16 protein-coding genes are annotated in these 21,978 nt (G+C 46.3%); 4 read left to right on the top strand and 12 right to left on the bottom strand.

Translation table 11 applies throughout. From position 1 onward, the window contains the following. Positions 1-342 precede the first annotated feature (342 nt). Positions 343-1,515, top strand: coding sequence for a metallophosphoesterase (locus tag A3EU_RS0107890; RefSeq protein ID WP_020535601.1), 1,173 nt, complete (start codon positions 343-345; stop codon positions 1,513-1,515). Positions 1,516-1,634: 119 nt separating this feature from the next. Here the strand turns inward: A3EU_RS0107890 and A3EU_RS0107885 are convergent, their stop codons facing one another. The 8 genes from A3EU_RS0107885 to A3EU_RS0107850 form a co-directional block, all read right to left on the bottom strand. Next, positions 1,635-2,168 (bottom strand): condensin complex protein MksE, encoded by a 534-nt coding sequence (locus tag A3EU_RS0107885; RefSeq protein WP_020535600.1) that lies wholly within the window; start codon positions 2,166-2,168, stop codon positions 1,635-1,637. Continuing rightward, a complete protein-coding gene (locus A3EU_RS0107880) occupies positions 2,165-3,376 on the bottom strand; it encodes a 50S ribosomal protein L7ae (RefSeq protein ID WP_020535599.1) in 1,212 nt (403 codons plus the stop codon). The genes A3EU_RS0107885 and A3EU_RS0107880 overlap by 4 nt, the downstream gene beginning before the upstream one ends. Then, the gene (locus tag A3EU_RS0107875; protein WP_020535598.1) at positions 3,373-4,188 is read right to left on the bottom strand and encodes a Wadjet anti-phage system protein JetD domain-containing protein; all 816 of its coding nucleotides are present in this window, start codon (positions 4,186-4,188) and stop codon (positions 3,373-3,375) included. The genes A3EU_RS0107880 and A3EU_RS0107875 overlap by 4 nt, the downstream gene beginning before the upstream one ends. Continuing rightward, positions 4,172-6,829 (bottom strand): hypothetical protein, encoded by a 2,658-nt coding sequence (locus A3EU_RS0107870; protein WP_020535597.1) that lies wholly within the window; start codon positions 6,827-6,829, stop codon positions 4,172-4,174. Before A3EU_RS0107870 ends, A3EU_RS0107875 begins: the two co-directional genes overlap by 17 nt. Positions 6,830-6,862: 33 nt before the next feature. After that, positions 6,863-7,060 carry a hypothetical protein gene (locus A3EU_RS0107865; RefSeq protein ID WP_020535596.1) on the bottom strand — a complete coding sequence of 66 codons (198 nt, stop codon included), beginning with the start codon at positions 7,058-7,060 and terminating at the stop codon, positions 6,863-6,865. Further along, on the bottom strand, positions 7,060-8,451 hold the full coding sequence (locus A3EU_RS0107860) for a radical SAM protein (protein WP_020535595.1): 1,392 nt from the start codon (positions 8,449-8,451) through the stop codon (positions 7,060-7,062). Before A3EU_RS0107860 ends, A3EU_RS0107865 begins: the two co-directional genes overlap by 1 nt. Positions 8,452-8,638: 187 nt before the next feature. Then, positions 8,639-9,052, bottom strand: coding sequence for a hypothetical protein (locus tag A3EU_RS0107855; protein WP_211213913.1), 414 nt, complete (start codon positions 9,050-9,052; stop codon positions 8,639-8,641). A 177-nt stretch (positions 9,053-9,229) separates the two neighbouring features. Further along, complete coding sequence (locus A3EU_RS0107850) at positions 9,230-9,814, bottom strand: hypothetical protein (RefSeq protein ID WP_020535593.1); 585 nt, start codon at positions 9,812-9,814, stop codon at positions 9,230-9,232. 274 nt (positions 9,815-10,088) lie between these two features. On the opposite strand from A3EU_RS0107850, the gene A3EU_RS0107845 reads away from it, so the two are divergent. Then, positions 10,089-10,922 carry a phosphatase PAP2 family protein gene (locus tag A3EU_RS0107845; RefSeq protein ID WP_020535592.1) on the top strand — a complete coding sequence of 278 codons (834 nt, stop codon included), beginning with the start codon at positions 10,089-10,091 and terminating at the stop codon, positions 10,920-10,922. A 178-nt stretch (positions 10,923-11,100) separates the two neighbouring features. On the opposite strand, the gene A3EU_RS0107840 is transcribed toward A3EU_RS0107845, so the two are convergent. Both A3EU_RS0107840 and A3EU_RS0107835 read right to left on the bottom strand, forming a co-directional pair. Further along, positions 11,101-12,327, bottom strand: a complete 1,227-nt coding sequence (locus A3EU_RS0107840) for an adenylate/guanylate cyclase domain-containing protein (RefSeq protein ID WP_020535591.1) — start codon at positions 12,325-12,327, stop codon at positions 11,101-11,103. Positions 12,328-12,360: 33 nt separating this feature from the next. Then, entirely contained in the window at positions 12,361-13,197 is an 837-nt protein-coding gene (locus A3EU_RS0107835; protein WP_211213912.1) for a prolipoprotein diacylglyceryl transferase, read from the bottom strand. A 360-nt stretch (positions 13,198-13,557) separates the two neighbouring features. Here A3EU_RS0107835 and A3EU_RS0107830 point away from each other — a divergent pair, with 360 nt between their 5' ends. Both A3EU_RS0107830 and A3EU_RS0107825 read left to right on the top strand, forming a co-directional pair. Next, a complete protein-coding gene (locus A3EU_RS0107830) occupies positions 13,558-16,473 on the top strand; it encodes a PEP/pyruvate-binding domain-containing protein (protein WP_020535589.1) in 2,916 nt (971 codons plus the stop codon). Between the two features lies 1 nt (position 16,474). Beyond that, positions 16,475-17,749, top strand: a complete 1,275-nt coding sequence (locus A3EU_RS0107825; protein ID WP_020535588.1) for a serine hydrolase — start codon at positions 16,475-16,477, stop codon at positions 17,747-17,749. On the opposite strand, the gene A3EU_RS0107820 is transcribed toward A3EU_RS0107825, so the two are convergent. Next, positions 17,733-20,534 (bottom strand): Npt1/Npt2 family nucleotide transporter, encoded by a 2,802-nt coding sequence (locus A3EU_RS0107820; protein WP_020535587.1) that lies wholly within the window; start codon positions 20,532-20,534, stop codon positions 17,733-17,735. The genes A3EU_RS0107825 and A3EU_RS0107820 overlap by 17 nt on opposite strands. 245 nt (positions 20,535-20,779) lie before the next feature. Further along, on the bottom strand, positions 20,780-21,703 hold the full coding sequence (locus A3EU_RS0107815) for a serine hydrolase (protein WP_026211284.1): 924 nt from the start codon (positions 21,701-21,703) through the stop codon (positions 20,780-20,782). Positions 21,704-21,978 lie beyond the last annotated feature (275 nt).

Genomic DNA, 21,978 nt, shown 5'->3' with positions numbered 1-21,978 from the left:
GTGGTAGGAAGTTACTTTATCATCCGCCTTGAGCTTTGGGTCACTACCCTGTACATGTACATCCCAGTTGTTAGTCCCAGTACTGTCCTGCCTCTACCTTGCCGCTAATTCATGTTACGCGTGGCTTTAGCCCGCAAGGAGTTCTCTCCGTTCTAGTAGGTACGGATTGAAGCCCGCGCAACCTGGCTGAGGGCAACTTTACATAACAATTTAGCCTGTCAAGAAAGCGCTAAAATCCGTCGCATCAGAAAAGCACCAGATTGGACACTCTAGCCCCACCCTTCGTGTGAAGGGTGGGCACACGAACCTACTTCATATCCTTTTACATCAAAAATATACACGATGAAAAAACGAATCTTACGCTACTTCAAGCATATTGGACTCACGATTTTGGTATTACTCGCCATCGGAGTGGTGATACTCCTTAAAGAAAATGGCGCTGTCCATTACGGCGATAATCCGCTGATGAGAAATCTGGATGGCGAAGGCCCTTACCTTTTTTATGAAAATGATACGATACTGACCGTCAATTATATCAGAGGAAATAAAGACGATGGGTTTTATGTCGATCAAGAGCTTTACCCAGCGGATTCTTCCTTCTCACTTACGTGTCCATTTCCGCTGGATAGCAGCAGTTTTGATATGGTCATCAACACGAAACATGAAATACCATCTACCACTTTTGAGGACGAGCAACCCATCGTGGCGATTTCTGATATCGAGAGTGGTTACAAAACGTTCCGCAATTTTCTGATCCACCAGCAGGTGATTGATGCCGACTTAAACTGGGCATTCGGCAAAGGGCACCTGGTGCTGGTCGGAGACTTTGTTGATCGGGGCTATTCGACAACCCAAGTGCTTTGGTTCATTTACAAACTGGAACAGGAAGCCACAAAGTATGGTGGCAAGGTACATTACATAATAGGCAACCATGAGCTAAAGAACATACAGGGCAAGTTTGAATCTGCCTCGCCCAAGTACTTTGGCGTAGCAGCCATATTAGGCAAGCAAATACATCATTTGCTTGATGCCAATTCCTTTTTGGGCCGATGGATGGCTAGCAAGAATACAGTTGAACTGATCAACGGTCATCTTTTCGTACACGGCGGTCTGCACCCCGATTTGGCAACCACCGAGGTAAGCTTATCCGAGATCAATGCCATCAATCGCGCCAATTATTACTTGCCTTATTTCCCTAAAGCCGAAAAGAATGCCGAGCAATTAGTGCTCTCCAATCGGACGGGCGTCTGCTGGTATCGCGGCTACTTTAGAGAAGACTTGACCCAGGAGCAGGTGGATGCGCCGCTGGATAAATTCAACGCCAAAGCTGTAGTCGTAGGCCATACGATCCAATCTAAAGTCAATCGTAGCTTCGCTGGCCGGGTGATCGGTATCGACGTCAATCATCCTAATGATTACCATCAAAACTGGCCCAACAAGCAATCAGAAGGCCTGCTGATTAAAGGAGGAAAGTACTACCGCCTTTTGCATGACGGGGGGAGGGAGGAGATTTGAAGATGTAGACTGGGCTTCCCATCATTTGTCTAAACCATGATTGAGCATGATTTTCTTGATTTTGTGTGCGGTTGTGTGTCCAAGAAATCAAGTTAATCTCCTAATCCTAAAAATCATAGTCACGCTTCCTTTTGCGCCATCATCTCCCGCATATTCAACTCCCGCGCATACTCCAAAAAGTACCTATGCGCTGGTGTAAACTGAAACAGGTCGTCATCAATACGCTTGATGAGGCCACGACGGGCTAGCAACTGGTAAAACTTTTGTCGCTGATTGGCATTGCGCAAGCGATCCGTAGCTTCCATGACATTGTAGTAGGATGATTGCTCAAAACGGTCTTCCCATTCGGTGATGGAAAAGGTGTTGAAGGACAAAATCTCCAATAGATTTCCATCTTGATGATCAAGCTCGTAACAAAGGATGGCCAGATAAACGCAGATCGAACGCGCTACATTATCCGAATCTTTGCTGCTCTTCAAAAGGGCATAGTCGGCGGTGATACTCACCTCCAGTCGGAAGGATTCGTGGAAGAATTTGGTGTAAAAATCCTTGTTTTCCCGTAAGGACAAAAAAGCGGCTTCGCCCTCCAACAGAAAGCGTCCCTCGGAGAGCAAGGCCTTAACAATCTCGTAATGCGCTGGTGGATAGGTCATTGTTCTTCTGGTTTTATCGTCACTTGGAAAAGCGGCAGGGTATAGTATTGTTCATTGAGGCGCACGCGCTGCCGCTGGCCACTGAAGACCAATTCGTATTGTTCTTCGGAGCTGAAAAGCAGGCTGGTCAGTTCAAAAAGATCGCTTTCTTGCCTTTCGGCGGGGTGATCTGCAATTGCCTTTAGGCACCAGGTGAAAAAGTCGCTGATAGGTAAGGCTGCTTTCATTCGCTTGCGATACAATTGGCGATCCAGCAGGGGCGTTTCCTGCACCACAGGCCCGTCCGATAACTTGATACGGGCAGCTTGCCGTTGTTGCTGGAACTGCTCCATGTAGATTTTGAGGTCGGCAGCCGTTTGGTCACCGAAGATGTTTTGTGGGTTCCGTTTCGCGAAATCAGGAACAGAAAGCAAGAGCGGGCGCTCTAAAAATACCAGCCAGCCGCCCAAAACTTCACTCTCGCGTTTGATTCGCTCAATCAGGGGGGTAAGCTCTCGGCGGATAACGTCGCTCTCGCGTTGCAGACGGGTGTTTACTTGCCGCAAGAGATTGTCCAGCTGCTCGTAGCGTTCAATGACGGAAGGTGGGTAGTTGGCCATCCGGTCCAGGTTGATGTCGCGACCGATATTTTGCAGCAGCGACGCGATGGAGTTGGCATCATTGAGGTTTACAATCTGGTTGAGCGGGTCGATGTATTGCTCTATCAACAGGCGTGCCTCCTTCACTCGCTCGGAGTAGGTCATCTGCTGGCGGTTCACCTTCAGTCGCTGACTGCGTTTGAGCAGGGTGTAGGTGTTGTTGGTCACATTGTCCAGGAAACTCTGCACCTCGTTGTAGAGGTGTTCCAGCCGCAAACTGCGGGTTTTGTCTTCCAAATCCGGGCGGATGGTCAGCAGTTCATAGACATCCTGGATAGACGTATGGTAGCGCCGCAACTGTTCCGGCAACAGCGGCTTAAATTCCTGCATCAGGAAACCCAAATAAGCACCTACTTCTTCTGCCAGGCGGTAGTCATCCCCCACTGGGCGCAGGATTTTGAAGGCCGATAATCGCCGCGTCACAATATCTCCCTTGTGGCGCGTAACCTCCTCAAAGCTCTCTGTCGGAATGAGGTTTTTCTTCAGCTGGATACGGTACAACTGGCTCAACGACTCGAAGTTGTCTTCGATAAAGCGCATGATCGTCCTTGGTTCTGCTTTCAAGATCATAGCGCTGGTTTTTGTGCTGAAAATACGGCTTGCTGCTCCAAAAACTTATTGGTTTTACTCAATAAAGACAAGATGCGAAGTGCATCAGGATCATCACTGCCTTGCAGGCGTTTGGTGATCACGGCTCCTTTTTTCAGAGGCTTGGATTTGGTTGCCCACAGCGTGTCTAAATCTTCTGGGAGGTAGAGTCTTGTTTGTGGAAACTGTTCGCGAAAACGCAAATATTCATCCAATCCGGTAAAGTCCCAATCGCCAAAATGCAGTATTTCTTTGGCTTGTAAACCTGCTAAAGTTTTGAGGCCAAGGCGTCCGTAGGTGTGTGCAAAAATCCATTCTTTACCCAATAGTCGCTCTGCCTCTACAAAGGTGTCCAGGTTTTCAACCAAGCACAGTTTCTCCACTTTCAACTGTGGTTTTACGACCGAAAAGCTAGAAAAATGTGCTGTGAAGTAAGCCAGGTCTACCTGCTCTCCATTGACGGATATCGTTTGCCAGCCGCGTAAAAGCACCACGCCAATACTTTCTTTTTTGCCACCTTTGCTGTCGCGGTAGCGTTTTACATTGGCAATGCCGTCTCCGGCAGAGGCGGTATGTCGTCCGGGGAAACGATTGTCCATAAAGCGTTCCAACGCAGCCAAGTCGGCGGCCATCAGTGCTTGTCCGGCACCGCGCCGTACTTTTGTCAACACGCTTGTCGCTAGCAATTCGCCTAAGGAATTGCCGTTTTTGACCGATTTGGGCACACTGCCCCAGGCCAACTGCTCGCCAGCAGCCAATCGACTAAAGGTGCGGAGTTCAGTTTCTTTCGACATCGACGTAGTGTTTTCCTTCCTCTACCACCAAACGCTTGTTGGACATTCGGTTGATGAGTACGTAACGGTCAAAGCCTTCCACCATTTCCGGGGCGGCGAAGATGGGGTAGAAGTGGTGCTCTCGGCAAAAATCGACCAGCTGCGGTCGGTTCTTCCCGTCGATGGTCGCGATTTCGTCAATGAACATGACGATCCGATTTTCAGGGCTCAAATCCACGAGGCGACTGATCACCTGCATCACGATCACGAGGCGCAGCATCCGGTCAGTACCATCGCTTTCTACCTGTTTGCTCAGGTCTACGGTCTTCTCTTTGCCGGCGATGGTCAGTTTGAGCTGTAGGCTAAACAGGTCGCTGAAGGCAATGTCTTTGCCCTGCTCGATGTAGCGCCGCAAGACAGTGAGGCCACCCCGTTCGCTACCAAAAAGGCTGTTGCTGCTCAGGTCCATCTCGCTAATTTTGCGGAGGTCGGTTTGCAGCCGGTCATTGGGCACCAGCTCAATGCGGAGGGCTTCGATGTTGGAAATATGCAACTTGGCCAAGCTCCGATTAAATTTCTGGTTGATGAAGTCACGGAACAACCCGTACTGATGCAGAAAGTCGGCTGCCGGATTGGCAAAACGCTGGCCAATGCTATCCACCAGCGAGTCGATGACCTTTTCCTGATCGTCGAGTCCCTGATAAGCCTGGTCGGTTTCTTCAATGAAAGTCGCTTCGTCAGCGGTTTCAGAAAGCAAGTCTCGTCGTAGAAATCCAAAGTCGTTGCGGGTGCTGTTGAGTAATTCCTTGAGTTGGAGGTAGCGCTTTTCCAGTTCGTTAAACAAGCGCTCCAACTCGGGGGCCGCTTGGCCGCTAGGTGTGTAGCTTGTTTTCTGGGTGTCGAGTTGAAAACTTTCCAGCTTTCGCAACCAACCCATAATCCGCTGCTCGCGATTTTTGTATTCCCGTTGTTTTTCCCGCAGGAGTTCCTGTTCCTGATTGCGCAAGCGCAAGTCTTCGGTCAGGCGGCGGCTGTCACTCTCCAGGGTTTCCAGTTGCGCCGCTTGGTCTTTTTGGGTGGCAGTATGTGCATTGGCTTTACTTTCCAATTGGGGCAAATTGGCGATTTGCTGTAACTGCGACTGGATATTTGCCAGTTTTTGCCGGTTATTCTGAACTTCCTTTTCTAGTTCCGCACGGTTTTGAGCGGCTTGCAGCAGGCGCTCGTTGCGGGTGAGTTTTTCTTGTTCCTCGGCTATTTCTGCCGCAATTTGCTCGGGGTTGGGCAGCTCGGGCAGCTTGAAGTCTTTAGGTAGCTCCAGCGCACCGTCAAAAAGCTTGATCAAAGCGTCGGTGCTGGTGATTTTTTTGCGCAAAGCAGCCGCATCCAAACGCGCCGTTGCCGGACTCAATACTGCGTTGAGCAGCTGCCGGTCTTCTTCTTTTTCAGCAAGGTGAAAGATCAACCAGTTGGCAAGGTTATCTCGTTGTTGGCTCAGTTGAGCAATCTGCCGTTGAGATTTTGTAATCCGAGCCTTTAATTCGGCAGGGCTGAGTTTCAGTTGGCCCAGTTCCGTCAACTGAAACTGTAGATTATTGACAGCCGCCTGGATATTCTCGCTGCTGTTATGCAGAAAATCCTCCGTTGGCAGGGCCTTGATCTCCGCAATTGATTTTTGGATATGCTCCAACTGCTGTTTTCCGCTGCGCATTTGTTCCTGTAGCACCCCGATTTCGCGCTGCACTTCCTGGAAGCTGGATTGGATAAGCGCTAGTTGCTCCTGTCCGTTGAGCAAATCCTCCTGGTAGCGGTGTTGATTGACCTCCATTTCGGCACGTATCTGCGTCGAGTGGAAACGGAAAGCCGCGGCCATCTGGTTGAGTTCCTCCTGGTCGCTGGCCAGCCGCAGGTAGCCGTCGCGGAATTGGGTGAATTTTTCCTGGTTTTTATGCAGCAGGTCGGCCTGTGCCTTCAGCTTGCGCAACCGCTCAATATCAGAGAGGTTGATGCCGCTGTAGCTGAGTTTGTCTTCACTACGATGGTCGGCCAGTAGCAAAATCTCGCGCAGTGCGGTATCATCAATCAGGCGCGTATCAATCAGGTAGCGGTACAGTTTACTAAACCCTTCCGCGCCGCGCCCGTGGCCACTACTGCGCAGCCAGACCGCCGCATCGTTGGCCTTACCTGTGTGGTAAACCGTGCGAAAAATCTCCGGATTGTTCTTGAGTATCGTCAGTTTGATGCCTTGCAGCAGCCATTTACGTCGCAGCGCACTGAGGCTGAGCGGTTGGAGACCATCGTTATCTTCTTCAAAAAACAAGCTGCGTTCGTAAGCATGTTCCAGTCGACCATAGCAAGCACTGCCGCTGCCGTCGCGCCAAACGAGGATGCAATATTTTCGCCCTCGCTTGCTGATTTCAAAGACCACAAAACTACTCTCTGCTGTAGGGAAATAGTACTCCATGGTGGTTTTATCCGCCGGTTTACGTCCCATAAACGACATCCGCTTGCGGTTGATGACAAACAGAAAGTTGAGCGCGTAAATCATCGAGCTTTTGCCCACATTATTGCCGCCCACCAGCTGCATGGCGTCGCCGTGGCTAAAATCCAGTTCCGCCAGATCGTAAGTACAAGCCCGAATAAGAATAAGTTTTGCTAGCATAGGGGAGCAAAAGTAAGAAGTAATTTTTAACTACTACACCATCATACTCCCACAAATCCCATAACTAATCAGAACAGATACGCCAGCAACGATAAACAAGACCTTCGCGGCTTTGGGCTTGTTTTTCTTGATAATAAAGCCAATGATGGTTAAAATAATACCAGGCAAGTGCATGATCAGAATAATCATAAGAAATAGGCCGCCGAGGTTTCCAACTTCAAGTAACATCATTACGATTGGTTTTGAAGGGTTTTGAGGTAATCAAGTTTATCATCTCGGTAGAAGAGGTTCATGGTCTCGAACGGGATGATTTTGTTGTCTTTGTTTACGATGTGGACGCAGGATTTTTTGATGGCCCGCACATCGAAATTGTAAGCATCAATAAACTGCATGATGATCACGCGGAAGAGGTTGTCGTAGCCCAGGTTGGGCGCATCAATGCGGGGCAGGCAGCACAAGATGGAATGCAGATTTTCGCTGGCACTGTCTACCGAGTTGCCGGTGGAGAAGAGCTCGATCATCTTGCCGTGGAGCTGCTCGTCTTGCTCGTACATGATGGTATTCTTGCTATTGTCCAGCAGGTCAGTAGGGTTGATGTAGCGGGTCAGCGGCACCACTTCGTCGCCTAGTTTGAGGGCGTAGCCCATCACGAGCGCGTCCGGGTTGCAGGGTACGGGAATGAGGTCGTCGGACTGGAAAACGTCGGTTTGTTCCAATATTTTACGGCGCACCTCCGTGAGGGTGATACGGTCAGTTTGGGTATCAAAATTTTCTAATCGCCCGGCAATTTGGGTAGGCTGCAAGGTGACACCGCGCACGCATTTTTGCTTTAAAGCAAAGTCGATGATCTTGCCAATTTCATCGTCGTTGAGGTGCTTTTGTAGCGTGACTACCAAGGTCGTCGACAAGTTCAGGGCGTTGAGCCGAGCCAGGGCTTCTTCCCTGATCTTGGTGAGGTTGGCCCCGCGCATGGTTTCCAGCACTTCTTTTTTGAAAGAATCAAACTGTAGGTAGATTTCAAAATCGGGCTGATACGTGGCCAGCCTTTCGGCGAAAGCCTGATCCTTGGCAATCATGATGCCGTTGGTGTTAAGCATCAGGTGCTTGATGGGCAGCGACTTGGCGTAATCCAGAATGTCGAAAAACTGCGGATGAATCGTCGGTTCGCCGCCACTGATTTGCACCACATCGGGTTCCTTTTCATTGTCAACCACCGCGTCGAGCATGGCTTTGATCTCCTCCAGAGTACGATGTCGGCCATAAGTAGGAGAGGAGCCTGCATAGCAGGTCGGACAACTCAAATTGCAACGATCGGTCACCTCCACTACAGTAAGGCAAGAATGCTGCTCATGGTCGGGGCACAAACCACAATCGTAAGGACAGCCATAGTGGGTTTGGGTATTGAATTTATAAGGCGTCTCCGAGGGCTTGTTGTAGTTGCGGATGTTTTTGTAGTACGCAATATCGTCGGCGATCAAGACTTTGCTACGGCCATGTTCGGGGCAACGTTTGAGCATGTAGACCTTCTCATCTTCAAAGACAATTTTAGCATCAATCCGCTTGAGGCACTGCGGGCACAGGCTGAGGGTGAAGTCGTAATAGGTATAATTTCTGGTAGGCATTTGTTAGAATTTGTGGAGCGTATCCAAAAATAGGTATTTTGCGCAGAGTCGCAGAGGGTTTTACCGCTGGCTATCTTTAACGAAGGGAGCTTTTTGAGGGTGAACACCATTAATGAATTCAAAACTTTCTTTGTCTCTTCAAGATCAATTAGTGCGATACTACCTATATCTTTTTGTCAACGAAAAATCATTTTAACCTTGAGATATAGGTTGTGTCAAAAGTCTTTTCGCCATAAATTTTATCGCTGAAAGCACTTTCGTAGACCGTTACTTTAAGGCTTTGAATTGAGTCTTTTTGCCAGTGACTTTGTAATATAGACCTGACCTCCAAATCACGACTTCTAAGATTTCTCCTATGAATGCTGCCATAATACACATCAACATAAAAACACCTTTTTGCTTCTATTGCTGTAGCTAATACTTTCTCATTTACACTATTCACTATTTCCCCATTTTTAAATCTAATTTCAAACTTCAGCTCACGTGCAGATGGCGGCTTTACTGGACTTGCAAGGCAGATTTCAAAACCACCTTCGGTCTCTTTTGTAATAATATCACTCAACTCAATTTTTGAGGCCTCTTCAGGTTTTTTACTTTTCATTTCTCTACAACTAAAAACAAAAAATTGGAGAAGTACAATGAAATAAAGGAGATTCTTATACATCACTTGCAGTTTGTTTTATGTTTTTTTATTGTGGCCAGGGGGGGAGCATCCATATTGTGCCTACAGAATGAGAGGAATGCACTTTGGATACATTGTGGCACGCCGTATTGATTTCTATTTCCAAAAGGTTTTAACAGATTTCCAAATCGATTTACTATTAGGTTCCTTTTTTGATAAATCTATTTTTTGTTCAGCTTTATCTTCGTTACCGTGAATGTATTTGTCAATCCATATTTGTGCTTGCTCTTTAATTACGTCTTCAATATTATTCAAGTCAGCTCCTTCGAAGTAGTAATTTGCTCCAATTTGTTCTAATTCATCCCAGCCGTGATAAAGTAAATAGAATGGCATCAGTCTTTTATCGGAATTTGCATTTAAACACAACTTGTAAAGCTTTGTCAAATTACCTCGAATTTCATAATCACTTAATATTTGTTCGAGGTGATAATGTGCATTTGAAATTATTGAATGTTCACCATATTTCTCTTCTAGGTTTAGTTCTTTTAGTGCACCAGAAATATAGGGTTTGATTTCTTCTCTATCTACAGGTTTTTGAAAAGAAGCAATTATTAAAACGCTTTCTGTTTCAATTCCATTACGCATCAATTCAATAGCCCAATCAATTGAAAGGTCATAATCGAAGTGTTCGATTCCGTTATGCCATTGAAGTATTTCCGTGTATTTTTTGTGGTCAAACAATGGTTTTGTTTTTTCTCTTATCTAAAGGTCTAGTATTTATGTCATGGCGCAACTAAACGTGGGCGTGGAGCAGTCGCTAAAGTTGGCGGCAACTTACTTCTTTTTATAAATTAATGCTTTTTTCTAAAAAAAACTATTAATTCAGACTCGATATTCCACTTTGCATCCATAGATATTACTTAATCCGATAAAAAGGCTAACAAAGTTCCTCTAATCCATGAAAATGCCCCCTTTTCAATAGAATCTCTACTTTTGCTATCCAAAACCATAATAAATGACAAGGTACCTTTACATCATTATAGCTTTGTTTTGTTTTCAAGCTGCATTTGGACAAATAACAAGAGATACAACCAAAACCGTAGAACCGCTATATAAAATCAACCGATTGACCTCCTCAATCATCGTAGGAGCAGGTTTTGTGACCAATGCAGTAGGGTTGAAAATTTTGGATGATCGTTCGAGAGTGACAGCAGCTGATTTACTCAACTTAGACCGAAATGATGTGCCAAAGTTTGAACGTTGGTCATTAGATCAAAATTCAGATAATTTTGATAGATGGCATGAACGTTCAGATTTTGTAATGAGAAGCTCTCTCCTTTTACCGGTTATTTTGTTTGCTGATAAACGCATCAGACATCAAGCTGTAGATTATGCTTTGATGTATTTAAAGGCCCACGCCATAAATGCCAACGTTTACACTTTAGGCGTTCCACAATTTCACCGCAAAAACAGACCGATTGTTTATTATGAAGACTTGGGTCTTGAAAAGAGAACCGGAGTAAGGTTGTCTAATTCTTTCTATAGTGGACATGTAGGTGTAACCGCTACGTCTTTCTTTTTTATGGCTGGAGTGTATCAGGATTTGTATCCGGAGCGTAATAAAATTATTCCTTTAGCCATTGCTGGAGGTGCTACTACATTTGTAGCGTACGGTCGTTTAAAAGCAGCCAAACACTTTTTAACCGATGTTATTCTTGGTGCTGGAATTGGAGGTTTAATAGGGTATTATACCCCTTATTTCCATAGAAATAACCGAAATAAAACGAAGAAAGCTGCATTAAAGCTTGATGCTGGCTATAGATCGTTTAGACTGGCGTATACGTTTTAAGTGTTTTAATTTGATGATTATAATCCTACCTTGGAGGACTATATACTACGGCAAAGGGGAAGTCTTTAATTTTCTCAAGCGTAGGAAATTTACCTGTTTTTACTGCAGCTAACTGCTCGTGTATGCTGCGGTGCGACCTTTTAGGAGCACTATCGATATACACATTATTAGCTGCAATTTATTTCACAAAGTACATTTCCATTTCTCCTTTTCCCTTAGCATGAATTCTCCCTCTGTATTCGCAATCGATGTCATTTTTGACAAGTTGATAAGTCGGTCCTGAAATATTTATTTTGTCAGGTTCTCCTGATGACTCCATCCTGCTTGCCGTATTAATTGTATCTCCAAAAAGATCATATCTGAATTTTTTCTTTCCTACTACTCCAGCAACAATAGGCCCGGAATGTATCCCAACTCTCATCCTCCACTTTATTTCATGTTTTCGATTTCTTTCCTCAAGGTAGTATAACATTTGTTGTGCGGCTGTAATGCAATTAATAGCATGTTCAGTTATCCCTTCTCTAAGGCCAGATGCAGCGACATATGCATCACCAATGGTTTCAATTTTTTCAACTCCTGTCTCCTCAACGATTTCATCGAACCGTCCAAAAATGTCATTGAGTTCATTGACTAAAGTGATTTCTGAAATGGATGCGACTAACTCCGTAAAACCCTTGAAGTCAGTAAATAGTATAGTCACATTCTTGTGCCTTTGGGGAATTGTTCTACCGGTTTCTTTTAAATCCTTCGCTACATTTACCGGTAGAATATTATGCAGTAAATCATCTGATTTTTTCTGTTCAGCCATTAAGGATTCCTCTGATCTGTCAATTAGAACAGACAAACTCCATATGAGTGCGAGACAAATGAATCCAGTTATACTGATATTGACTACTTGTGATAAATAGGGATCTACTTCATCATAATGAGCATTAATATTTGATTGAAGTAATACAGTAACAATCAACGTCAAGCAAGCCAGTATACTAAAACCATGAGCTAGTTTTCTTGCCTTTCGGGGAAAAGTCATGTAGGGCAGGATAATTATTAAGAAACAAATGACCGAAACACCTGACGAGTATCCCAACAAATAAAGAAATAAGAGAACTGATATATATGATGCAATTGTAAGCCATATAGTAGCCAGTACCCGCCAACCTTTATTGTTGAAAATTAACACAATTAGAAACATCAATCCTAAAAATGCATTGCTTCCATAAATTATTGGGGAGCTAGTGAGGTAAATTGAAATTAGTAACCAAACTGCATTAAATATTGCACCTAGAATTGATGCAATATTCGTTACTTGTAGATACCTGATTTCAGTGATAGAAAAGTCTTTATTAGCGCCAATATCAACCACTCTGTTTAAGAGTCGAAATCCGTTTTTATCATCAATTGACATTTGGTTCTTCTTTTTTCTTTAGATTACAGATTTTCACTCACTTGTTTTTACACCCAACACTCGACGATAATACAAAAAACAAATTACACATAACCATTGAATACTACTCAGCCCCAGCGCAAAGAAAACATTGGGTTTGAGGAATTCCAGCAAAAAACGAAAGCCAAAATAGGACAGCATAAACAGCTTGAACAGCATCCCGTTTTCGAGGTCTTTCGTTTCGCGAAAGTGTTTTAGTAACCAAAATAACCCTGCCAAAAAGACGAGTTCGTACAAAGCCAGCGGGTGCCGCAAGAGGCCATCGCCCAGATCCATTCCGAGCGGGAAGGTCGTCACTTCACCATAGGTAAATTCCTTAATCCCCATCAGGAAACAACCGATTCTACCGATAAAAATGCCAACAATGATAGGCAAGGTAAAGAGATCACCAGAGGACTGTTTTTCGCCAATCATCTTTTTGGCCATCTCTACCCCCAACAGTCCGCCAAACAAGCCGCCCATAATGGTCTTGGTATTCATCAATTGTAGCAACTGCTCAAGCGAGGAAATCAGTACGGGGTTTTCCAGGTAACCCACTAGTCGCGAGCCCACCAGCGCCCCAAGGATAGCTCCCAGAATGATAGACAAGCGGTTGTCGGTAGAGATCGTATCCTCTTGTCGCTTGCGCAGAAAGACGTAGTAACGGAAGGCCAGAAAAAACGCCAAATACTCCAAAATGAGATGGACGTTGATGGCTTTTCCGGCAATAATGGGTTCGTAGGGGAGGAGCAGAGTTAGATGGTTGATTGTTAGCTGGTTTTGATGGTTTCGCTTCGCGGCTACTTCGTGGTGTTGATGGTTGATAGTCAGGCTAATAGATCCGTGTGCCACGCCTCCCTTCCCCTGCGGCACGCCTCCCGAAACGAAGCCATTTTAGCCAATGGGAAGGGCCGGGGATGGGGCTGAAGGTCGGTTAGATGGTTGATTGTTAGCTGGTTTTGATGGTTGATTGTTTACAAATATATTCAATCCTGAGCGAGGTGTGATTTTCCTCAAAAAAACTAATGTGCCTTAAGTGGTTCAAAAAAAAACTATGTAATAAATAAAAGTATCCCAGAAAGGTTACCTACGTCTAAATACGGCTTGGAAACCTTGCGTCAGTAGCGCACAAAATAGAGATTCATACCGTTGAAACTCTGAATTCTCGTTACCTTGAAGCATCTTGATATTAATTACCGAAAATCCTTTCTGATGGTATTACGCCTGCTTTCCCTCTTATTTATTATCGTCTTTACAATGCCGCAGTTCCTTATCGCTCAGGAAATAAAAAACCCTGAAGCTGTAAAGGAACAGATCACCGAATGGCGCGGCCTCATTCGTGGGCCTTACCGCGATATTCGCTGGTTTTGTAGCGACGGTACGGTTCGTGAACCCAAAGATCCTTGCCCCGATGATAAGGACGCTATCCAGCGTGCGCGTCTTTCGCCAGAGCTGATCCGCTACGGTAAGGATTACCATTTTTTTCCGGCACAGATTCTCGCTGGTGGCGAAAAATCCGACTTTTGGGACGAGCCCTTCCAGCAATCCATGCTCAAGCAGTATCAGATCGACAAGTACCTCCAGCTCAATGATAATGGCTGGATATTGGAACGTGGCCAATTTTATCGGGGAGCTTTCCAGATCGAAGACGAACTCAAATGGGGCAAAGACTTCCTCATCTGGGCCTTGGCGGATGAAGATAAATTGGAAGACAATTTCTTTCTGTTGCGGCAAGCGGTACAACGGGTTCCGCACCGCGAAGATACCCCCGGCACCATCGATATGCGGGCGCTCTCGAAAGTGCTTTCCGAGTCGTACACCAAGTTTATGAACCTGCGGGTGAAAATTCACGGACAGCCGGATCGTACGGATTTGGCGGCAGTACGTGCTTTTAAAGCAGAACACGAAGCAGCCTTCAAGCCTACAGAGCTACAAACAATGAACGAGCTGATCGATGTGATGGAGAAGCATTATAGCTTTGATCATTACGAAGAAATCAAGCAACTATTGAGAGGTTTGCCCGCTGATCATCCGCTGCGTGGTAGTGTGAATGATTACCTCGCTTATTTTAATACAGACAGTCCTCATATTGCCCACATTTCGGCAACCTCCGACCTGATGCGGGATATTCGGGATCAAATCATGAGCCTGTCTCGGGGATCGTACCGGCTAGCGGCCATGGACGTCAGTTTGATGTTGGAGCAGGTGCTCTACCGGACTGCTGGTAAGCAAGAAAATGCTACAGTCTTGGAGCAGCTGGAAGAAATTTGCTATCTGGAACAAGCCACAGCTGCCAGTGGTTACCTCGCCCCTTGGGAATGGTACCGCTATTCTTCCGATCAGTGGTCGGTGCCGGATAGTACGACGATGCCACTAGGGGCTTTGCTGTTCAGNGCGGAACAATCGCGGCGCTTGCTGGAGTGGTCGACCAACCTGGCGCGTTCCCTTTATGGAAAAGAACTAGAGATGTTTACGAGCATCGAACCCAAGGCGCGTACCTTCATCGACGACCTGATTCGTTCATCGGTACTGTTGCCACTGGGAATGTCGGTAGAGCGCTTGAGTGCTTTTGCGGCAGCGGAAGCCAATTTGAAGAATGATATTGCTGCGCTGAGTAACCCATCTACCATGCGTGGCCTAAATCCTGGTTTTGCAAAAGGCGAATTGGTGGTCATCAATGAAGCCAGTGAAGACATGGAGATCGACGCCACTAAGATTTATGTTTTTGATCACCCGCCTGCCGACCTTAAGCCCGTTGCTGGAATCGCTACGGTCTCCGAAGGCAATATGGTTTCCCACGTGCAGCTGCTTGCGCGAAACCTGGCGATCCCCAACGCGGTGCTCAGCGAAGACAACCTCAACGACTTGAAAGACTGGAATGGAGAAGAGGTGTTCTACGCGGTCTCTCCAGGTGGTACCATTATCCTGAAACTGGCCAAGAAAATGTCAGATCAGGAAAAAGAACTCTTCGCCGTCGCGGAGCGCAAGGAGGAGCGAGTGACAGTCCCCTTGGATAAGATGGAATTGGATACCCGCCGGATCATCAACATGCGGGAGCTGAATGCTGCTTCCTCTGGCCGTTGGTGTGGCCCTAAAGCCGCCAACCTGGGGCAGCTCAAACAGATGTTTCCCGAGCAGGTGGTGGAAGGTTTTGTGCTGCCCTTTGGCTTGTTCAAAGCCCACATGGAGCAGACCATTCCTGGCCGTGACCTCACTTACTGGGCGTTTTTGCAGCAAGGCTTTGCCACCGCAGAAAAAGAACGCTCGGCGGGCAAAAGCGAGGAAGAAATTGAAACCAATTTACTTGCCCACCTTGGTGAGCTACGTACTTTGCTGGAAACCATTCCGTTTTTACCAGGTTTTCAGCAGGAGTTTCGCGACTCGTTTGCCAGTATTTTGAATCAGCCTTTCGGCGAATTGCCGGTTTTCCTGCGGAGTGATACCAACATGGAAGATCTCAAAGACTTTACCGGTGCTGGTTTGAATAAGACCATCTTCAACGTTCGTGATGAGCAAAAAATATGGCAGGGCATCCGAGAAGTGTGGATTTCGCCCTACACCGAACGGAGCTTCAAGTGGCGCCAGCGTTATCTGAACAATCCAGAAAACGTTTATCCTTCCCTTTTGGTGATTCCTGGCGTAAATGTTGATTATTCCGGGGTGGTGATTACCCAAAATGTCAGCAATGGTAGGGAAGACGAGATCACCGCGGCCTTCAGCCGTGGAGTAGGGGGGGCGGTAGATGGCCAGCGTGCCGAAACCTATACCATTTTCCCTACTGGCCACATCGCAATGCTGAGCCCGGCACGGGAAGTCAATTACCTCTATCTGCCACAAACGGGCGGAACCAATCGCGGACTTGATCGCCTGTCCAAGCCTTTGTTAAACCTCCGTAACCTCACGAGTATTAAAAATTTGAGTGATTTTGTAGAAGCCAATTACCCTCGCGAAGAAGGCAGCGAACCCATTACTTATGATATGGAAATGGGCTTTAAAGATGATCACCTGTGGTTATTCCAGGTTCGCCCTTTTGTAGAAAACAAGCAGGCGGCAGCCTCGGGCTATTTGCAATCCATTAACCCTCGTTACGAACCCTACCAGGCGGTAGATTTGACCCAAAAAAAATAATATGAAGCGTTCTGTAATAGTCTTGTTGGTATTGGCGGTAAGCCTGCCTTCTATAAGTTTTGCTTACCCCATCGACGGTTATCTCTATAGCGGGATTCGACGGTTATTGAAGTTGGAAAGGATTATTTTGGGTGAACTTGATGAGAAAATGCCTCCCAATGGTGCTTTTCTCACCACGGAGCAGATTAACCTCAATTTGTACAACGATGATCACGGGCCAATCATCGATTACCCCGAGGCAGACCCTGAGTTGCAGGAAGCACTCAATGGCTTGTTCCCCAACCTCAACGAAAGTTATTCGGTTGCACTGTTTGATGTGACGCCTGGCCGGCCAGTACGTTATGCAGATCGGCAGCCTACCCGTGGTTTTCAACCGGGAAGTGTGGGTAAATTGGCGGTGTTGGCTGGGCTGTTTTGTGAATTGGAAAACATCTATCCACATAGTTTCGATGACCGTATTGCGTTGCTCAAAGAGCGGGTGGTCGCTGGTGGGCCGTTTGCGGTATATGATCAACACACCGTTCCGTTTTACGAACTGGAAGGTGGTAAGCATTACAAGCGGCAAGTCAAAGAAAGCGACCGTTTTAGCCTTTTTGAATGGGCTGATCACATGGTCTCTGTTAGTAACAATGGTGCGGCTTCCGTACTATGGCGGGAAGTGCTTTTGATGCGGGTTTTTCAGTCGGAGTATCCTTGTCTCAATGAGATGGACGTTCAAGAATACCTGGATAATACGCCTCGAAGAGAGTTGATGGATTTGGCCACGGATGTCGTGAGCTGTCCGCTTGTTTCGCTTGGTATTGATCCCGAAGAATGGCGACTGGGGCAGATGTTTACCCGTGGTGCTACGGGCATCATTCCTGGCCAGGGCGGAAGTATCGGTAGCCCCAAAGGGTTGATGAAATTCCTCATTGCAGTAGAAAGTGGCCGAGTTACAGACCCTCGTTCAAGCCTGGAAATCAAGCGCCTGATGTATATGACAGATCGGCGCATCCGCTACGGCGCTTCTGATGCATTGGACGATGCAGCTTTGTATTTTAAATCGGGAAGTTTGTACAGTTGTGACCCCAATAAGAGTGGCCCTTGTGGTAAATACGCGGGTAATCGCTTCAATTATATGAACTCGGTAGCGATTGTCGAACAACCTGACGGTGCTAAATACATCGTTGTGTTAATGAGCAATGTGCTGAGTAAAAACTCCAATTTCGATCACCGTCGCCTGGCTGGCCAGATTGATGAAATCGTAAAAGTGGATAAGGTTACTGAGGATCAATAACATCCAGTGTTTCCTGAGCGATAGTACGTAAAAGCGGCTGCGTAGACGCGAGCAACGGCCTAATCATTGAGGTATAATGGCTGGCTTTATCCTGCCGAATCAAAGTGAGTAGGCTCATGCTCAGTTGATGGTCATTGAGGGCGAAAATTTCTCGGTAGCAAGTTTCTTCCTCTAGTAGCTCAAGGGGAAGAGCTTTGCCTCTGTTATTTACCGAAAGGTCCATCACGACCAGTTCGGCGACGGGAAGAATGAGTCTCATTAGCGATGGTTCGAGCAAGTTTTCCAAGAACTCAAGCGCACTGCTGCGCTGATCGGGCTGTCCATCCTTTAAGTTGACGTAGATGGTCAGAAAATCGTTGGAAGAATAGCGCAAGTCGAGCAAGCGGAAGATACGTTCGATATTGCGATCAAGACGGGATTCGAGGAGTTCCAGTAAATTTCGTCGGGCGTTGCGCAGGTGTTCTTCATCATTGGGGTAGGCTTGCAGCTGAGCGTAGAGTAAGGACAGCATTCGTTGAAAAAGCGAGGCTTCTTCTAACAGCTGACGTTGTAGGCGCTTACGATCAAAACGAACTTGTGGCCATTCCGACTGAATTTTACAAAGCGCATTGATGGCTTCGTCCCTGATCGTCTGGTCAGGAGAAGTTAGCCAATCTAGCAGGAAAGCTACTGCTTTGGGACTGGGTAAATTGCCTAATATCCGTGGTGCGAGATGGAGTTCTTCAGGTGATTCATTCCGGAGCTTTTTTTCTAGAAAAGGGAGCAGTATATCTTCGTCAAAAGCAGCGAGAATATTAGAAGCCAATACCCCTTGGTCTTTCTTTAGTTGGTTCCAAATGAATGGTAAAAAGCGTTCCTCTTTCAGGTTTCCCATGGCCTGAAGAATACCTTTGCATACATCAAAGCTGGAAGAGGGTAACCATTCTTCTAGTTTATAAAAGAAATCAGGTTCTCGGGCAGCCTCGATGGCTCTTACGGTAATGAGCTGAAGCTCGTTGCGATGGGTGCCGGTGGGGAGCATGCTCACCGTAGCGATCATGGTTTCTAACCGGCTTTTAATTTTTAGTTTTTCCCATAAAACGGGATTACCGCTCACTTCTGCTACCAGGGTCAGTAGCGCCACATCGGCGAGTAGATCATTTTCATCATCAAGGAAATCAACCAACTGCTGAAGCTGCTGGTGAGGTTGGCGGCGGACCAGATAAAATAATGCTTCTACTTTTACGGAGATAGAAGGATCATTTTCTAATAAGTCCATGATCTTTTTGTCAATACGAACCCTTTTGTAGTCTGTCAGGCAAGTGATTGCACGTACCCTGATTTCAGAATGAGGGTGATCCAGGAGGTGTACCAGTGGTTGTTCAAAAATGTCTTGTGGGCCAACACTCGGTAGCTTTTTTAAGACATAATTCATTTGACTGATACTCCCTTCTTCTAGTAATTTCGCCATGCCGGGCAAAATTTTACTTTTCTTTAGGCTTAGTCCAGGAACAACATCTGCGATATCTCGCTTATTGAGTCGCAACCGGAAGGTGTTTAAATAGGCCTTTCCTAAATGAACGGTTATCCATACCCAGATCAGTAATAAGCCAATCGTAAGTAGGGTGACGGCCTCTGTGGGCAAAGCGGCTTTTCGTACAAAAAAGATGAGTAATAACCCACTGATGCCTGTAGCAATACTATCCACAAAAACATCAATAAAGGTTTTGCTGAATTTCTTTTCGGCATTGGGGAGTGGCAAGAGTAGTAGCTCAAATGCCGATTTGTGTAGTGATTGCTTAAAGCCACCATCGATGGCACGGGCAATCACTACCGCCCAAAGAAGCGGGAAAAACAAAAGGATCAACATTGCTGCCAGTAAGCCCAGGGGGAGCATTTGCAAACTTTTGCTAACGCCTATATTCTTCAGTGCGTATTTGGTAAACAAGAGCTGAACCCCTAGCGAGAGCAAACTGATCGTCGACAACCAAAAACCAAAGAAGGCCGCAAGGTCTTCCACATCTTTGTAGGTTTCCAACGCAAAACTGCTGTATTGATATTCAACGAGCTTGGCGACGATGACAGCCAATGTAACAATACCTGCGACTAAATGCAGGTAATGAGATTGTCGGAAATATTGGAAAGGATACCAGAATTCCCGCCAAACAACAGACAGAGAATTGACTTCCTGTGTTTGTGGTTTATAAGAAAATTGCCGGAGGTAAAGTGCTGCGATAATACAAGCACCTGACAACCCTGCCGCGGTACTGAGCAAGGTCGTGCGGCTGAGGAAGGTCGCAAGGACACTGGTAAGGTAGCCACCAAAAACACCGCCACTAATGGCTGCAACACCCACCCATACAAAGAGCCTTTTGGCTTCTCGAATACCAAATAACTCGCCAGCCAGCAGGTAAACCTGCGAAACGGTAATAACGCCGAAAAGGTTGCTCCACACGTAGAAGATATACAACTGCCCACGCCCAGGTTCGCCAAATTTGAGCAACAGCATAAACCAAACCGTTATGCTGGCGGTAACCACATGGGTAACTTGAATGAGGGTGGTGAGTGAAAATCGTTGCGTAAGCACCGAAAAAACCAAGGTACTCACCGCAGCTGTAATCGCTACCCATAAGAATGCAATGGGTAATTGTTCGGCACCGAGCTCTGCTAAAAATAGGCTACTCGCTGTAGATTTCAACAGGATGAGGTTGGTGAGCGTCAGAAACATTAGCAAAAGCAATGGAAAGAGGCGACGGCCTTCTCCTTCGTGCATTTGCAGCTTCCTTCTGAGCTGGGGAACCGACATCTATGAGCGTGGTTTGTGGGGTTTAAAATAGACCGATTTCAGATAATCGTCGTTTCAGGCCGAACCTACGGAAATTCTCAAATAAACAACAGCTTTCTCCAGTATCCGTTGGAAATTAGTGAGGATTCGTGAAATGAAAACGGTTCGTTACGCTTTTTGCATAACGAACCGTTTTTGTTAAAAGTTCGGTTGGTCACTTTTAAGGAACAACACGAAAAGAAAATAGATTTATTTCCGTCAAACTTCTAAGACTGCGCTGGAGCATTTGCCAATGCTTGTTCGACAGCCGTTACCAATTCTCTGCAAATGACTTCGCCACCAGCATCTTCAATCAATGCAGAGAGGATGTATTGGCGGTCAGGCCCCATTACCATTACTGAATCAGAGTGGTAGGTTTTCCAAGAGCCAGATTTACGGAATACGGTCGCATCAGGAGCAATCCGATCCAGCGTGTTGACGAATTTGTGGTGCAATTCCGGGTCAGCCATGATGTCCATCATCTGTTCTGAGCGTTCCGGCGTTACGAATTTTTTCTGTGCCATCAGGTAGTAAAAACGGCATACCTGAGTGGTTGTAGCAGCATGGCTGAGTCCTTTAATGGGATCAGGGTTACGTCCGCCGCCACTGCCGTAGCGCTTGCCTACCCAAATGCCTCCACCTTGTTCAGGATCGTAGAGCTTGTAAGCGGGGTCGGTCATAACAGCTTGGATTTTGGCAAAACCCAGGCGATCAATCATGCGGGTAGTCGCTGCGTTGTTAGAGCGAGCGATCATGAGCCGCATATCACTCTTTACTTCTGGCGTTTCGATGAGTTCGCCTTTTTCGAGTGCATCCATAGAAGCTAGAAGAACCGCAATCTTCGGTAAGCTGGCAGCGTACATCATGTGGTCGCCATTGACACCAGCCAGGCGAGGTGCATCAGCTTGTGTCATATCTACCAGACTGACGGCCATTCTCTTGTTACGAATAAGTGAGCGCCATTGTGGATTGCGATTGAGGACGGTTTCCAAGGCTGTTTGCAAATCCGCATTGGCTGTATTACGCAATGGTTGAAAAGGAGTCGTTTCGATGACCTCCTCTTCAATCATTGGACTGATCGTAGTTGCCGGGGAATTACCAAAAAGCATGCAGGCGAAGAAAACAGAAAAAAACAATAAACTTTTTGACATAAAAAAGGCTTGATGACGTATTGTTTCGACTAAAGTCACACGCGTAACGGCGTATAGCGGCGAAAGTAACACTTCAAATATCGAATTTATTATTCAAATTTTTCAGCAATAAGTGTTAAAAGTACAATTTGTGCCTTAAATGGCTGTTTTTTACGCGATTATGACTTAATGGTGGAAGGGTTGGGTGGGGGTAAGGGTGTAAGGGTTTGCATGAGAAATGATCGAAGGTTTTTCTTGTTTACCTATTTTTAGCAAACCAAAACGTCTTTATTGTC

Source organism: Lewinella cohaerens DSM 23179 (assembly GCF_000379805.1).
Lineage (GTDB): Bacteria > Bacteroidota > Bacteroidia > Chitinophagales > Saprospiraceae > Lewinella > Lewinella cohaerens.
The sequence above is the reverse complement of the archived record's forward strand: the minus strand, read 5'-3'. Positions and strand labels throughout refer to the sequence as shown.

What these genes read in the sequence shown, in the direction of transcription:
- A3EU_RS0107890 (WP_020535601.1), top strand. Translation starts at nt 343, where the DNA reads ATGAAAAAACGAATCTTACGCTACTTCAAGCATATTGGACTCACGATT.
- A3EU_RS0107880 (WP_020535599.1), bottom strand. Translation starts at nt 3,376, where the DNA reads ATGATCTTGAAAGCAGAACCAAGGACGATCATGCGCTTTATCGAAGAC.
- A3EU_RS0107845 (WP_020535592.1), top strand. Translation starts at nt 10,089, where the DNA reads ATGACAAGGTACCTTTACATCATTATAGCTTTGTTTTGTTTTCAAGCT.
- A3EU_RS0107885 (WP_020535600.1), bottom strand. Translation starts at nt 2,168, where the DNA reads ATGACCTATCCACCAGCGCATTACGAGATTGTTAAGGCCTTGCTCTCC.
- A3EU_RS0107870 (WP_020535597.1), bottom strand. Translation starts at nt 6,829, where the DNA reads ATGCTAGCAAAACTTATTCTTATTCGGGCTTGTACTTACGATCTGGCG.
- A3EU_RS0107855 (WP_211213913.1), bottom strand. Translation starts at nt 9,052, where the DNA reads ATGAAAAGTAAAAAACCTGAAGAGGCCTCAAAAATTGAGTTGAGTGAT.
- A3EU_RS0107820 (WP_020535587.1), bottom strand. Translation starts at nt 20,534, where the DNA reads ATGTCGGTTCCCCAGCTCAGAAGGAAGCTGCAAATGCACGAAGGAGAA.
- A3EU_RS0107825 (WP_020535588.1), top strand. Translation starts at nt 16,475, where the DNA reads ATGAAGCGTTCTGTAATAGTCTTGTTGGTATTGGCGGTAAGCCTGCCT.
- A3EU_RS0107840 (WP_020535591.1), bottom strand. Translation starts at nt 12,327, where the DNA reads ATGTCAATTGATGATAAAAACGGATTTCGACTCTTAAACAGAGTGGTT.
- A3EU_RS0107860 (WP_020535595.1), bottom strand. Translation starts at nt 8,451, where the DNA reads ATGCCTACCAGAAATTATACCTATTACGACTTCACCCTCAGCCTGTGC.
- A3EU_RS0107815 (WP_026211284.1), bottom strand. Translation starts at nt 21,703, where the DNA reads ATGTCAAAAAGTTTATTGTTTTTTTCTGTTTTCTTCGCCTGCATGCTT.
- A3EU_RS0107865 (WP_020535596.1), bottom strand. Translation starts at nt 7,060, where the DNA reads ATGATGTTACTTGAAGTTGGAAACCTCGGCGGCCTATTTCTTATGATT.
- A3EU_RS0107875 (WP_020535598.1), bottom strand. Translation starts at nt 4,188, where the DNA reads ATGTCGAAAGAAACTGAACTCCGCACCTTTAGTCGATTGGCTGCTGGC.